The organism is Streptomyces sp. NPDC001816 (assembly GCF_042892235.1).
Lineage (GTDB): Bacteria > Actinomycetota > Actinomycetes > Streptomycetales > Streptomycetaceae > Streptomyces.
This window is the reverse complement of sequence record NZ_JBIATY010000002.1, coordinates 135,535-149,260: the sequence shown is the minus strand read 5'-3', so window position 1 is coordinate 149,260 and position 13,726 is coordinate 135,535. Positions and strand designations below refer to the sequence as shown.

General features: G+C 70.5%; 10 protein-coding genes. 8 read left to right on the top strand and 2 right to left on the bottom strand.

Annotation, left to right across the window (positions count from 1 at the left end; all coding sequences use genetic code 11):
• Nucleotides 1-137: 137 nt before the first annotated feature.
• The 7 genes from ACFYZZ_RS06340 to ACFYZZ_RS06310 all read left to right on the top strand — a co-directional run bounded on the left by ACFYZZ_RS06340 (nt 138) and on the right by ACFYZZ_RS06310 (nt 9,618).
• Nucleotides 138-2,036, top strand: a complete 1,899-nt coding sequence (locus tag ACFYZZ_RS06340) for an SMI1/KNR4 family protein (protein ID WP_389172281.1) — start codon at nt 138-140, stop codon at nt 2,034-2,036.
• 180 nt (nt 2,037-2,216) lie between these two features.
• Nucleotides 2,217-3,110, top strand: a complete 894-nt coding sequence (locus tag ACFYZZ_RS06335) for a S1 family peptidase (protein WP_389172279.1) — start codon at nt 2,217-2,219, stop codon at nt 3,108-3,110.
• A 108-nt stretch (nt 3,111-3,218) separates the two neighbouring features.
• Complete coding sequence (locus ACFYZZ_RS06330; protein ID WP_389172277.1) at nt 3,219-3,818, top strand: hypothetical protein; 600 nt, start codon at nt 3,219-3,221, stop codon at nt 3,816-3,818.
• A complete protein-coding gene (locus tag ACFYZZ_RS06325) occupies nt 3,815-6,637 on the top strand; it encodes a M48 family metalloprotease (protein WP_389172275.1) in 2,823 nt (940 codons plus the stop codon). The genes ACFYZZ_RS06330 and ACFYZZ_RS06325 overlap by 4 nt, the downstream gene beginning before the upstream one ends.
• Before the next feature lie 58 nt (nt 6,638-6,695).
• Nucleotides 6,696-7,499 (top strand): polyphosphate kinase 2, encoded by an 804-nt coding sequence (gene ppk2 / locus ACFYZZ_RS06320; RefSeq protein ID WP_389172273.1) that lies wholly within the window; start codon nt 6,696-6,698, stop codon nt 7,497-7,499.
• A gap of 175 nt (nt 7,500-7,674) precedes the next feature.
• The gene (locus ACFYZZ_RS06315; RefSeq protein ID WP_020943502.1) at nt 7,675-7,878 is read left to right on the top strand and encodes a cold-shock protein; all 204 of its coding nucleotides are present in this window, start codon (nt 7,675-7,677) and stop codon (nt 7,876-7,878) included.
• Between the two features lie 87 nt (nt 7,879-7,965).
• Nucleotides 7,966-9,618 carry a DEAD/DEAH box helicase gene (locus ACFYZZ_RS06310; protein WP_389172271.1) on the top strand — a complete coding sequence of 551 codons (1,653 nt, stop codon included), beginning with the start codon at nt 7,966-7,968 and terminating at the stop codon, nt 9,616-9,618.
• Nucleotide 9,619: 1 nt separating this feature from the next.
• On the opposite strand, the gene ACFYZZ_RS06305 is transcribed toward ACFYZZ_RS06310, so the two are convergent.
• Complete coding sequence (locus ACFYZZ_RS06305; RefSeq protein WP_389172269.1) at nt 9,620-10,945, bottom strand: phosphatase PAP2 family protein; 1,326 nt, start codon at nt 10,943-10,945, stop codon at nt 9,620-9,622.
• Between the two features lie 358 nt (nt 10,946-11,303).
• On the opposite strand from ACFYZZ_RS06305, the gene ACFYZZ_RS06300 reads away from it, so the two are divergent.
• Nucleotides 11,304-11,978: a hypothetical protein gene (locus ACFYZZ_RS06300; protein ID WP_389172267.1), complete on the top strand. Its 675-nt coding sequence runs from the start codon at nt 11,304-11,306 to the stop codon at nt 11,976-11,978.
• 112 nt (nt 11,979-12,090) lie between these two features.
• On the opposite strand, the gene ACFYZZ_RS06295 is transcribed toward ACFYZZ_RS06300, so the two are convergent.
• Complete coding sequence (locus ACFYZZ_RS06295; protein ID WP_389172265.1) at nt 12,091-13,692, bottom strand: M4 family metallopeptidase; 1,602 nt, start codon at nt 13,690-13,692, stop codon at nt 12,091-12,093.
• Between the last annotated feature and the right edge of the window lie 34 nt (nt 13,693-13,726).

Sequence of the window (13,726 nt, the reverse complement as noted above, 5' to 3'; positions counted from 1 at the left end):
GAGGGTGTGAATATGTGTCACGGCAGCTGCATTTCTTGATCGTTGACGTGTTCAGGCTGGTCAGTGGCGCGGTTTTAGGACGGTGACCGTGGAGGCAGTCGGGCGCCGATGTCAGTGCTGGGTGACACGATCCGGCCATGAGTGGCGAGTTTTTCAACTGGCATGAGTTCCTCGGACGTTGGCAGGCGGAGTGGGTTCCGCGCGCGGACCGGGACGGGAACGGCGGGCAGACCGTCGTCCCGCTGGGCAGGCCCGGGGCGGACGAGGCGGCCATCGCCGCGGCCGAGGAGCGGCTGGGGCGGCGGCTGCCGCCCTCGTACCGGGAGTTCCTGGCCGTGAGCGACGGGTGGCACGTGGACCAGATGGCCGGGGTCTATCAGCTCGGTGGCGCCGCGGACATCGACTGGTTCCGGGATCCGTACGACATGACCCCGCTGTACGAGGAGCACCTGGACGACGACCCTCGCGAGGAGGACGTCCTGCTGGCCGGGATGTGGCAACGGGCGCTACGGCTGGAGACGGACTCCGACATGTCGTACGCCCTGCTCGACCCGGGCGACAGCGACCAGGACGGCGAGTGGGCGCTGTACGTCTACAAGGGCTGGAGCGGTGAACTGCCGGACCGTTACCCGTCGTTCCGCGCGTACATGGAAGCCATGTACCGCGGCTTCCACGGCGACCGGGCGCAGAGACGCGACTTCGTGAACGCGACCACGCGCGCCCAGGACGCCCAGGTGGAGGAGGCCCGCCTGCTGGCCCTGCGCGGACGGTACGAGCAGGCCCTGCCCCTGCTGGAGGAGGCGCTGTCCTTCGGACGGCCACGGAGCGGCGTCCTGCTGAACCAGCTCCGGCATCTGCCGGCTCCGCGCGACTCCCGGGACTACGGAAACCTGGTGGCCGACCCGCGCTACCTGCCCGAGATTCTGCCCGTGGCGGCCATGACGCCGGCCCGCGGCGAATGGCGGCTGGGCGGGGACGACCACTGGCTCGGGATGATGACCGCCCGCGGGGCCGCCCGGAAGACCGCCGAGGCCGTACTGAGCGCGATGCGGGACGGCACCCACCGCTACGCGCCTCCGGGTCCATGGGGCCGGGCCGTCGCCGAGGCCCGGGAGTCGGCCCGCTGGGGGGCGACCGACGCCGCGTGGCGGGTGCTGCGGGACGCGCTCCCGTCCTGGGAGGCTCCCGGGCCCTTGCTGATCGCCCCGATCGGCCTGCTCGCCGATCCGGTCCTGGGTCCGCTGATCACCCCGGAGCGTGGGCGGGAGATCCTCGCGACACCGCGGGCCGGGGAGACGGGACCCGCTCCCGAGCCGGTGCCCGATCTCGACCCGCCGGGCCTCACCTGGCTGACGGAGCCCGCCGCGAACCGGCAGCCGTTCGACGGCTACCGCTGTGTCTGGGTCGAGGGGATCGACCCCGCCGGCCTGCCCGCCCTGATCGGCGAGGAAGGCGCCGAACTGAGCGCGCCCACGGATCCGCGCAAGGCGTCCTGGCAGGCACCCGAGCCCCACGAGCGGGAGGGTGTGGAACTCTGGGAGGACCGGGCCGTGGTCGCCGTCGGCCGCACCGCCGAAGGGTGGGCCTTCGCCTTCGACGGCCATTCCCACCGCCGCCTGAACAACCTGTTCCTGTCCCCCGCTCCGGCCGCCTCCTCGTCCGGCCGCGCGGTGGTGGTGTGGCGCGACCCGAGGCGCTCGACCCCGGGTGACCACCCGACTGCGTTCCACCTGTCGGTGGCCGAACAGGGCGAGGAGCTGTACGCGTTCACCGTGCGGGGCACGGAGACCGAGCGCTCCGGCGCGATACCCGAGGCTCTGGACCCCACACGGCTGTTCCGCCCCGAAGACACCGAACTGGACTGCGAACTGCGCGTGTTGGAGGCCCTGCACACCGAACTCGGGCTCTCGCTCCCCCGCTTCGCACTGACCCAAGGCAGGCTCGGCACCTTCACCACCCGGTCCTGGACCCGGGCGCCACGCACGGGCGAGGCGTTTGCCTACGCCTACATCGGCTTCGGGCGGCACCGGCGCTGAACACTCCGCGAGCGGGACACCCTTGTGCACCGTCGAGGACCTTCGGGAACCGCGCTCTGCAAGATCCCCTCTGACAGGGCGGCATGCCACCGTCGACGGGTCATCCCGCGATGTCCGGCCCGGTCGGGCGCCTCGGGAGTGTCCGTCGTGGTGGCCCCTCGGAGATTGGAGACACCCCCCATGCGTCTTTCCACCGCCCCCAGAACCGCGACCCGACGGATCGCCGCCGTCTCGATCGCCGCCGGCGCGGTGCTCGGCCTCGTCGGTACGTCCACCGGTACGGCCGGCGCGGCGACACCGACGCACCCCGGCCGGCCGGACAGTCCCATCATCGGCGGCACCGAGAAGCCCGTCGGCTCCTATCCGTTCATGGCGGCGCTACTGTCCAAGGGCCGGGGCAACCCGCTCGACCGGCAGTTCTGCGGCGGCAGCCTGCTGGACCCGTACGTCGTCATGACGGCCGCGCACTGCGTCGTCGACGAGCAGCCCAAGCAGCTCGAAACGGTCGTCGGCCGCACCGTACTGTCCAAGAAGAACCAGGGCCACCTGCGCAACGTCACCGACATCGTCGTCCACCCCCGCTACGCCAGGGGCCAGGAGGCGTACGACATCGCGTTCCTGATGCTGGACAAGCCCGTCACCGGTACCGCGCCGGTCAACCTGCCGACCGTGGGCACGGACGCGCTCATCCGCCCGGGCGCCAAGGCCACGGTCATCGGCTGGGGCAACACGGACACGGAAGTGCCGAACTATCCGGACCGCCTGCGAGCGGTGGACGTCCCGATCGTGTCCCACATCGAGTGCAAGGCGTCCTACTCGAGCTACGACAAGAAGGTCAACGTCTGTGCGGGCGTCGAGGGCAAGGACTCCTGCCAGGGTGACAGCGGCGGACCGATGTTCCGGAAGCTCCCGGGCCGCCGCGGGGTCTACCAGGTGGGCATCGTGTCGTACGGCGACGGCTGCGCGGCACAGGGCGCTCCGGGCGTTTATACGTACACCGGTTCGGCCAAGTTGTGGGACACGCTGGACGAGTCCGCCGCGGGCCGGAAGGTGAAGCAACTGCTCGGCCGCTGATCCGGTTCCCTTGAGCTGTGCGTTCCGTCAGGCGTATGGCGTGCCCCCGCGGGAATACCGCATCAGGCGCGCTCGCTGAGGGGGCGCACAGAGGGAGGGAGCGGACGCATGCGTGCGACCGTGCTGGATGTGGTGCGGGACGTCGTTGGCCAACACGCGCCACAGGAAAGGCAGTTGGTCGAGGACCTGGCGGATCTGGAGTACGGCCTCGTGATACGGCGGATGCGGCAGGCGTCCTCCGCCGGACGGGGCGACCCGCTGGGCTTCGGCCTCGACGACATCGCGAGCATGCTCACGCCGTGGGTACTGATGGTGGTCGACGAGGCGTGCCGCGCCGCCGTCGCGGACGGGACCGGGCGGCTGGTGAACCGGGCCACGACCGCCCTCGGACGGCTGCGACCGTCCGCCCGCCGCACAGCCGCTCCTCCCGAGGTGCCCGACCTCGACCGGGAGCAGTTGGCGTCGGTACGGCGGCGAGTGCGTGAGGAGGCGATCCGCCGCGGCCTCCCCGACACCGAGGCCGACGGCCTCGCGGACAGCGTGGTCGCACGGCTGGCCTTGGCGGGCACGGAAGATCCCCACGACGCCGAGTCCGGTGAGCCCGGCGGTTCGGGTGAGCCCGGTGAGCCCGGCGGTTCGGGTGAGCCCGGTGAGCCCGGTGAGTCGGGGGATGGTGGTGGTCGCCAGGAGAACGGAGAGGTCCGGTGAGCGGGGGCACGGAGGCGGCTGAGCCCCGCCGGGCCCCCGTGCCGTCGGCCCCCGACCCCGGCGCGCTGCCCGCCGGGACCACCCTGCGCTTCCTCGTCCTGGTCGTCGCGATGGCGGCGGCCACGCTCGAGATGCTGAGGGACATCCTGCGGCCGTACCCCGCCCAGAACGTCGAGTTCCTCTGCGAGTTCGCGGCGGGCTACGACCCGGGCGGCAATCTCATCGACAACGTGACACGGAGCAACGCCCAGGCAGCGGCGATCAAGGAGTGCGCCAAGGGCGCCCCCGTGACGCCGGACTGGTACGGCCTGGCCGGCAGCGTCGTCGTCCTGCTGGCGGCCACCGCGGTGTACCTGCTGCTGCCGCGCTGGAAGCGGCGGCGGCGCGGTCTGGTGCCGCTGCACGGCCGGGACCCGCAGGGTGAGGTCCGAGCCGAGATCGCCCGGCTGGCCGGGGTCGCCGGGGTGCGCACCCTGCCCGCCCTCGTGGTCGACCTGACCGCCCTCGATGCCGGCGCGGTGGTGTTCGGCCGTGCGGGCAGGCGCACCCTCTGCCTCAACAACGACCTGCTGCACGTCCGCCGCTCCCAGCCGGCCCGTTTCCATGCCGTGGTCCTGCACGAACTGGCCCACCTGCGCCACCGGGACGTGGACATCGCCTACGCCGTGACGGCACTCTGGCGGGCCTTCCTCACCCTGGCCGCCGTCCCGTTCACCCTCGTGGTCGGCGGGACCCTCGTCGCGGCGCACTTCGGCTGGTTCATGGGCGCCGACGCCGTCTTCTGGCCCGCCGCCCGACCGTACCTGGTCAGGGAGATCGCGACCGCCGCGTTCCTGTTCCTGCTGGTCGTCCTGGCCCGCGCCGACACCCTGCGCCACCGCGAGTTGTACGCCGACCGGGGGGCCGTGGCCCTGGGTGCCGACCCCGACGTCTGGCGGTCGCGGGCCGAGGCCGCCGTGACACAGGGCCGCCCGGCCCGGGGCGTCTCGGCGTTGTGGCGCAGTCACCCCTCCTGGGAGGAGCGGTGCCGCGTACTCGGGGATCCGGCGGGCCTGTTCGCGCTGACGGGCGTGCCGTTGTTCCTGCTCGGCGCGGTGACCCTGGTCACCGGGAACGCGCTGAGCAACCTGTGGGGAACCCGTCCGGCCGCCTGGGTCATCGGGGGTCTGGCGGCGGCCCTCCTGACGGTCTCGGTCTGGCGTGCGGCCCTGTACGCCGCGCACCGGGACGCCCCCGGCCCCTCGGGTGTGCGGGCCGGCCTGGCTCTCGGACTCGGCCTGGTCTGCGGGGAGCTGCTGTCCGGGGCGGGCATCGGCCCCGGCTGGTGGCCCGCGCACCTGGAGCCACTGCTCTTCCCTTTCCTCGGCGCCGTGGTCTACGTCTGCTGGCTGGCCCAGTGCGCCCGGCTGCGCCTGCGGGACATGCCGGGCACCCTGCCCGCGCTGCGCGGGGCGGTGCTCGTCGCGGCCGTCGCGGGGTGTGTCGTGGCGGCGGCGGGTCTCGGCTGGTGGCTGGGCGAGGGCCAGTTGTGGCTGGCCGGGGACCTGTACCACGCGGGCGGTATGGAGCAGCACATCCGTCAGCTCTTCCCCGGCCCCTGGAACCAGGTCGAGCAGTACGCGACGGTCCTGCCCTGGATCTCCTCGGCTCTCGTGAGCGCGAGCGTCGCGGGCTCGGCCCCCTTGATCGCAGCGGCCGCGGTGGTGCTGTGGGTCTATCCGGCCGCGCTGCTGCTCAGGCGGCCACGGGCGACGGGGCTGCCGTCCACGGTCCTCGCCGGACTGGCCGGCGGTGTGTTCGGCGTCGCCGCCGTGGCGGTGGTGATGGCGTACGTCCACTCCTGGCGCCCTCCGCTCGACGGGCGAGGCGTCGCCTTCGGAGTCGTCTACATGTGGTGGCGGACCGTCGCCCTGTGGACCGGCGCGGCCGTGACGGCGGCCGTCGTCGCCGCGACCACCCGAACCCACCGGCTGCCCCGCGCCCTCGCCGCCGCGGGAATCGCCCAGATCACGGCGCTGGCAGGGCAGTTCCTGCTCCAGTCCGCCGACGGCTGTCTGGGCCCGCTGCGGGTCATGGGCAACACCTGCCACTGGCTGCCCGACGCCTCGTGGTCGTTGACCGAACTCCTGGTACAGACGGCCGCGCCGGCGATGTTCGGCGCCGCCCTGATCGCCTCCCCCCTGGCCCGGCTCCCCCGCGCCGAAAGACCTTCGGCGCCCGCCGAAGCCGTACGGCGGTCCTGGCCGATCCGGATCGCCGTGGCGGCCGTCACGGTCCTGGCCGTCATGTCGTCCGTCGTCGCCGTACGTTCGGTGACGGGCGACGGCACGGCCCTGGCCGTTCCCAACCGTCCCTCGGCCGCCGACAGCAACGAAAGGGTGGGCAGCTTCCAGTTACTGGCCTGGTTCAAGATGAGCGGCCAGGCCGACATGGTTGCCCTGGCCTCTCGCTACACGGACCTCGCCAAGTGGCTCAAGGAGTCGACCGACGCCGAGACCGGTGCCGTCGACGGCACAACCCTGCGTCCCGTCTGCACCGGCCTCACCCGCGACACGGCCACCGCCCAGCATCATCTGGGCGTACCCGACCCCCAGCTGGGCCGCGCATGGTCCACTCTGCTGATCAAGAGCCGGGACGCGGCCCGCGAGTGCACGTCCGTGCTCGACTCGCAGACGGACGACGTGCAGCGCAACACGAGGATGCTGGAGCAGCTGTTCGACGCCTACAAAGAGGCAGGCAAGGTCCTCTCACCCCTGACGGACCGCGTCACCACCGCGCTGGAGCAGTGGCCGCAGTGGAAGGGGGCCCGAAACCGCTGACGCCGACACGTACGGTCATGGTGTTGAACTCCTCCGCGCTCAGGGGTACGCAGACGGCATGGCCGGTAAGAAGGCGGCGAAGCTGCCGCGCGAGGTGTACGAGAAGGAACTGCTGCGTCTGCAGACGGAGCTGGTCAAGGTCCAGGAGTGGGTGCGGGCGGAGGGCGCCCGCCTGGTCGTGGTCTTCGAGGGGCGGGACGCGGCGGGCAAGGGCAGCACCATCAAGCGGGTCACCGAATACCTCAACCCGCGGGTGGCACGGATCGCGGCGCTGCCCAAGCCCACTGAGCGCGAGCGCACCCAGTGGTACTTCCAGCGGTACGTCGAGCACCTTCCCGCTGCCGGGGAGATCGTGCTGTTCGACCGCAGCTGGTACAACCGGGCCGGGGTCGAGCACGTGATGGGTTTCTGCACCAAGGAGGAGCACCAGCTCTTCCTGCGCCAGTGCCCGATCTTCGAGCGGATGCTGGTGGAGGACGGGATCCTGCTGCGCAAGTACTGGTTCTCGGTGAGCGACACCGAGCAGCAGGAGCGTTTCCGGCGCCGGCTGGACGATCCTCTGCGGCGCTGGAAGCTGTCGCCTATGGACCTGGATTCGATCACCCGCTGGGAGGCGTACTCGCGGGCCAAGGACGAGATGCTGGTGCACACCGACATCCGCGAGGCGCCGTGGTACGTCGTGGAGAGCGACGACAAGCGGCGGGCGCGGCTGAACATGATCGCCCATCTGCTGGGCTCCCTGCCGTACCACGAGGTGCCGCCCCCGGTGCTGGAACTCCCGGACCGGCCGCCGTCCACCGGCTACGAGCGACCCCCGCGCGATCTGCAGACCTACGTCCCCGACCACGCGGCGGGCCTCTGAGCGGGTGCGCGTCTCGGTGATGCACGACGGGCCGCCGAGCTGTGCTAGGGTTTCGGAGTTGCAGTTGTGGTACCCATGAACCTATGTGCGCCTGACGGATAATGTTTTTCCTCGGGCGCTTATTTGTTTTTCCGGCTTCTCCGGATGGGGCCTCTGCCTACTGAAGGAGAAGGTCATGGCACAGGGAACCGTGAAGTGGTTCAACTCTGAAAAGGGTTTCGGCTTCATCGCGCAGGACGGCGGCGGTCCGGACGTCTTCGCCCACTACTCGAACATCGCGACCCAGGGCTTCCGTGAGCTCCAGGAGGGCCAGCGGGTCTCGTTCGACGTCACGCAGGGCCAGAAGGGCCCGCAGGCGGAGAACATCGTCCCCGCCTGATCACCGGACGCGTATCCGCTCACCGGGGTCCGCACCGTCATGGTGCGGACCTCGGTTTGTGCTGTTTCCAGGAAGGCAGATAACCGCATGTCCCGCAGGTCCCAGAAGCCGAACCGGCGCACCTCGTCGCCCCGACCGTCCGCGTCGTCGCCGAGGGAATTCCGGCTTCCGGAAAGCACGACACCCGCGCTTCCCGCCGTCGAGGACTTCGCCGGCCTGGACATGCCCGCGGCGCTGCTGAAGACCCTCACCGTGCAGGGCGTGACCGCCCCTTTCCCCATCCAGGCCGCCACGCTGCCGAACTCGCTCGCAGGCCGTGACCTGCTGGGACGCGGACGCACCGGCTCCGGCAAGACCCTCGCGTTCGGGCTCGCGCTGCTGGCCCGCACCGCCGGACTGCGTGCGGAGCCCAAGGCACCCCTCGCCCTCGTGCTGGTACCCACGCGTGAACTCGCCCAGCAGGTGGCGGACGCGCTGACCCCCTACGCGACGGCGGTCAACCTCCGGCTGGCCACCGTGGTCGGCGGGCTGTCCATCACCAAGCAGGCCGGTGCGCTCCGGCGCGGTGCCGAGGTGCTCGTGGCGACGCCCGGCAGGCTCAACGACCTCGTGGAACGCGGGGACTGCGTGCTCGGCCAGGTACGCATCACGGTGCTGGACGAAGCCGACCAGATGACCGACATGGGCTTCCTGCCGCAGATCACCAAGCTGATCCAGCAGGTGCGGCCCGACGGACAGCGCATGCTGTTCTCGGCCACCCTGGACCAGAACATCGACCGCCTGGTGCAACGGTTCCTGACCGACCCCGTGGTGCATTCCGTGGACCCGTCCGCGGGTGCGGTGACCACCATGGAGCACCACGTGCTCCACGTCCTGGACGAGACCGACAAGAAGGCCGTCACCACGCGTATCGCGGCCCGTGACGGACGGGTCATCCTCTTCCTCGACACCAAGAGGTCCGCCGACCGGCTCGCCAAGCGGCTGCTGGCCGTCGGTGTCCGCGCGGCGGCACTGCACGGCGGCCGCTCCCAGCCCCAGCGCAATCGCACCCTGGAACAGTTCAAGAACGGCCAGGTCACCGCCCTGGTGGCGACGAACGTCGCGGCCCGGGGCATACACGTCGACGACCTCGACCTCGTGGTGAACGTCGATCCCCCCACCGACCACAAGGACTACCTCCACCGGGGCGGCCGCACGGCCCGTGCCGGCGGTTCCGGAAGCGTGGTCACGCTGGTCCTGCCCGACCAGAAGCGGGACGTCACCCGGCTCATGTCGGATGCGGGCATCCGGCCCCGGACGGCCCGCATCACGTCGAGCGACGCGGCGCTGGCCACCATCACCGGCGCCCGTGAGCCGTCCGGCGTGGCCGTCACCATCGAGGTCCCCCAGCCGGCGGCACCGGCGGCGTCCCGCCCGGACCGCAGGACCGATGCCAAGCCCGGCGCGCGATCGGGCCGCCGACGCCGCAGCGGCGGCGGGGCCAAGGCGCCGACAGGTGCTGCCACCGGGACCGGGGGCCGGGGCTCCGACCGCCGGGCGGGATCGGGCGGTGCCGCCGGCGCGGGCGACCGCAGCTCAGAGCGCCGGTCCGCGGCCGGTGCGGCGACCGGTGCCGCCTCCGGCAAGGTCGTCCGCGGATCCGGCCGACGTGCGGCGGCCGGCGCAGCCACGGGTGGCGCGGCCGGGACCGGAGGCCGCAGCTCCGACCGCCGAGGCGGCCGCCGCACCTCTGCCACCTGATTCAGACCAGTTCGGGTTGTGGGTCCCGTTGCGCCGCCGGCGCGGCCTTCGGTTCCCACAGTCTGGTGGTTCGCACGTAGCCGTAGATCACTGAGCCCATCGCCAGAACGAGAAGTGGTCCGAACAGGTACGGATGCTCGGCCATGTCCGTCGGCAGGTAGCGATAGGACAGCAGGAGCGCAGCGAAGACCGTTGTGCCGTACGCGACCAGCTGGGTTGCCGACCGGTCCCAGCCATGGTCGAGCGCGCGCAGAGCTGCCTCGATCGTGAGCGTGAACACCACGCCGGCGATGAGGTCCACGCCGTAGTGGTAGCCGAAGCCCAGCGTTGCGGTGAGCGTGGCGATCAGCCAGAACGCACCTGCGAACCGCAGAATGCGCGGGCCCTTGCGGGAATGGATGAAGATCGCGGTGGCCCACGCCGTGTGCAGGCTGGGCATGCAGTTGCGAGGGGTGATCGAGTCGTACGGCACCGGGTGCGGGGTACTGATCGGCGGTGGCGTGTCCGGCCACAGGTTGGCCACCGCCCACTGCACGCCGCCGGTGCCGGAGGCGCCTGGGCCGTAGGCGAAGACCGGTCCGACCACCGGAAAGAGCATGTAGATGCCCGGACCGAGGAGGCCGATCACCAGAAAGGTGCGCAGCAGATGATGGCGCGGGAAGCGGCGCTCGGCCGCCACGTTGCGCAGCTGGTACAGCGCGACGACGACCGCGGCCACCGCAAGCTGGGCGTAGACCAAGTCGAGTAGATGGGTGCCGATCGGGTCGGTGGCCCTGACCATCCGGCCCACCAGCCACGACGGGTTGCCCAGCGCGTGATCGGCGGCTGCCACATACGGGTCGAGCACCAGGGGGCGGGTCTTCGCCGTGATGAGCAGCCAGGTGTCGCCGGTCTTGCGGGCGGCCACCAGCAGCAGGCCCAGCCCGACACCCTTCAGCAGCAGGACACGGTCCCGGCCGGTGCGGCGCGTGACAGCGATGACCGCACAGCCCAACATCACCCACAACGCGCCGCTGCCGAAGAAATGGCCGTCGGGCGTCCTGGCGCCGACCGCCCACCGCGCCAGGAAGAAGACGACGTCGATGCTGATCGCGACACCGGCCGCGATGAACCGTTGCCGCCAGGTGAGCACCACCATCATCAACGCCAAACCGGCATACAGCGGCCCCGCCTTGGGGGCGAATATCACCCCTTTCACCTGGTTGGTGATCGGCCCCGGCAGGCCATAGCGACGTGCGGCGATCTCCAGCGCGACGAGGAGTCCGAGGGCCGCCACACCCGCCGCGGCCCACAGCATCGACCGCGGTTGACGCCATGCGGCGAACATGGTTCTGCCGTCTATTCGCGAGAGTGCCCGCGAGACTCTAGGTATCAATTGTTCGGCCGATTGTTAGATGTTGGTCATGCAGTGTCGAGAGCCGATCATGCCATCGGAGCTGCGCCGGTGGCTGCGCCGCCCCGGCCTGAATCTGGCCTCTCTCGGACTCGCCGCACCCACCTGCTGCGAAGCGGGTCCCACCGATCATTTACAGGCAGAAGGCCGCCCACGGCTGGGATTTCATCAACTGGTGGTGTAGATAAGTCAGTTGTTGCGTCTCCTGGATCGCAACAGGCGGTGATCGTGGTGGCTTGGATGCTCTTCCTGCGATCGCCGACCCCCCTCATGCACAGCGAAAGGCACATGTATGGCGAACAACCGCAGGATGCGCTATAGCGGACGCGCGCTGGCGCTCTCGGCGGCTGCCCTGGGCATGGTCGCGGCGATGGCCGCCCCGGCCTCGGCCGACGACCAGCCCACCCGGGCACAGCTCATAGCCGACTGCGACTCGGGGCTGGGGAAGTGCACCTTCAACGAGCCGCAGTTGGGCGAGGCGTACCTCGGAGACTTCCACCGGGTCTCCGACTCGCTCTACAACTGCAGCACCTCGGCTGCCACCCAGTCGATGACCTGGTCCGACACGGTCGGTTCCACGGACTCGGCGGGCGTGTCCGTGACCGTCGGCGGCAAGATCGCGGACATCATCGATCTCAGCGTGACGGCGACCTACAGCCACACCTGGTCGAGCTCGCACTCGGAATCCAGCTCCATCAACATGACGGTGAAGCCGGGTGAAGTCGGCTGGATCTCGCGTGCGCAGGTCATGCAGACCGTCTCCGGTACGTGGCAGACCCATTACGACGACCGGAAATGGGGCCATTACTTCTGGTTCGTCCCCGATGTCGTCACCGGGCCTGCCCCGAACGGAACGGACGGCCAGAGCAACGCGGTGGTCGTCAAGTCCCGGAAGATGACCGCGAAGGAGAAGCAGTCCTGCTCCAGCCGCTCCGGTAAGGCCAAGACGTTCGTCGTCCAGGGCTGATCCGGCGATTTTGAAAGCGGGGCCGGCCCGGACGACCGTGCATGCCGGGCAGCATGCACCACATACGCGTCGTCCGGGCCGGCACCCGCGGATCAGGTGGGGCGGCGGTGCGTCAGTTGACGTTGACCGCGCTCCAGGCGGCGGCCACGGTGGCGTACTCGGGGCTGGTGGCGCCGTAGAGGTCCTTCGCCGCGTTCAGGGTCGCGGCGCGGGCGCCCTTGTAGTCCGTGGTGGAGGTCATGTAGACGGTCAGCGCCCGGTACCAGATGGCGGAGGCCTTCTTGTTGCCGATGCCGGTGACGGTGGAACCGTTGTACGTCGGGCTGTTGTAGGTGATGCCGTTGATCGTCTTGGTGCCGCTGCCCTCGCTGGCGAGGTAGAACCAGTGGTTGCCGACGCCCGAGGAGTTGTGCACGTCGAGCCGGCCGACGGACTTCGACCAGTAGTCGGCGGAGCGGCCGTCCAGGGACGGCTTGTCGAAGCGGCGCAGCCACGGCGGGGTGGACTGGTCGCTGAAGAGGTAGTCGGGGGTGTCGAGCGGGTTGTTGGCGTACCACTCGACCATGGTGCCGAGGATGTCGCTGGTGGCCTCGTTCAGGCCGCCGGACTCACCGCTGTAGCGCAGGTTGGCGGTGGCCGAGGTGACGCCGTGGGTCATCTCGTGACCCATGGTGTCGAGGTCGACCTGCTCGGGGTCGGTGGTGCCGTTGCCGTCGCCGGTCATCATGCAGAAGCAGGCGTCCGACCACTGGGCGTTGTCCCAGTTGGTGCCGACGTGGACGAAGACGGTGGCACCGCGGCCGTCGTTCTTGATGCCGTTGCGGCCGAAGGTCGCCTTGTAGTAGTCGAAGGTCTCCGCGGTGTTGGCGTGCGCGTCGACGGCGGCGGTGGCACGGTCGGTGGAGAACTTCCTGCCGTCGCCCCAGATGTTGTCGGCGTCGGTGAACAGGGTGCCGGAGGTGCTCTTCAGGGACGAGGACGAGATGTTGTGCGCGTCCTTGGTGATGTGGCCGCGCACCGGGTCGATCAGGGCGAAGGTGCCGTCGGCCTGCTGGGTGGTGTCGATGCCGACGTCACCGGTGTACTCGGAGTGGCCGGTGCCGGTCGCCTCGCGCTCGACGTCGTAGTTCTCGATCGCGGCGCCGGTGGTGGCGTCGGTGACGAAGACCTCGCCGTGCGGCTGGCCCTTGTCGCCCAGGCCCTGCACGGTGGTGCGCCAGGCCAGCCGGGGGGTGCCGTCGGCGGCCCACACGATCAGCTCGGGGGCGGACTTGGCGTTGCGCACCAGCCCGTGCGAGCGCTTCAGGGCGCCGGCCGCGGCGCCCCTCGCGTCGACGGCGGGAGTGACGGACTTGAGTGCCACCTTGTGGGCCTTGGCGCGGGTGGATCCCTTGAGCGAGCCGTCGGCCTTCTGGTGGACGACGAAGTCGCCGCCGACGACGGTCAGGCCGTGGTAGGTCCGTTCGAAGCGGACGTGCTGGGTGCCGTCGGCGTCGATCACGACGTCCTTGACGTGGAGTCTTTGGCCCGCGCCGAGACCGAAGGTGTCGGCGTGCCGGGTCACGTTCGCCTTGGCCTGGGATATCGCTGTGTCGCGGACGGAAATTCCGCCTCGCACCGCGTTGGTCTGCGAGTGCGCGGGTACGGCCATCGCACCCGTGGTGATGACGCCGGCTGCGACCATCGCGGAAAGGGCAATGAGGGGACGGGGCATGACGGGGTGATTCCTTCGCTCGTCGTGGGGTGAC

Excerpts from the sequence above, each read along its gene's own strand:
- ACFYZZ_RS06305 (WP_389172269.1), bottom strand. The coding sequence starts at position 10,945 with ATGTTCGCCGCATGGCGTCAACCGCGGTCGATGCTGTGGGCCGCGGCG.
- ACFYZZ_RS06330 (WP_389172277.1), top strand. The coding sequence starts at position 3,219 with ATGCGTGCGACCGTGCTGGATGTGGTGCGGGACGTCGTTGGCCAACAC.
- ACFYZZ_RS06315 (WP_020943502.1), top strand. The coding sequence starts at position 7,675 with ATGGCACAGGGAACCGTGAAGTGGTTCAACTCTGAAAAGGGTTTCGGC.
- ACFYZZ_RS06340 (WP_389172281.1), top strand. The coding sequence starts at position 138 with ATGAGTGGCGAGTTTTTCAACTGGCATGAGTTCCTCGGACGTTGGCAG.
- ACFYZZ_RS06295 (WP_389172265.1), bottom strand. The coding sequence starts at position 13,692 with ATGCCCCGTCCCCTCATTGCCCTTTCCGCGATGGTCGCAGCCGGCGTC.
- ppk2 (WP_389172273.1), top strand. The coding sequence starts at position 6,696 with ATGGCCGGTAAGAAGGCGGCGAAGCTGCCGCGCGAGGTGTACGAGAAG.
- ACFYZZ_RS06300 (WP_389172267.1), top strand. The coding sequence starts at position 11,304 with ATGGCGAACAACCGCAGGATGCGCTATAGCGGACGCGCGCTGGCGCTC.
- ACFYZZ_RS06335 (WP_389172279.1), top strand. The coding sequence starts at position 2,217 with ATGCGTCTTTCCACCGCCCCCAGAACCGCGACCCGACGGATCGCCGCC.
- ACFYZZ_RS06310 (WP_389172271.1), top strand. The coding sequence starts at position 7,966 with ATGTCCCGCAGGTCCCAGAAGCCGAACCGGCGCACCTCGTCGCCCCGA.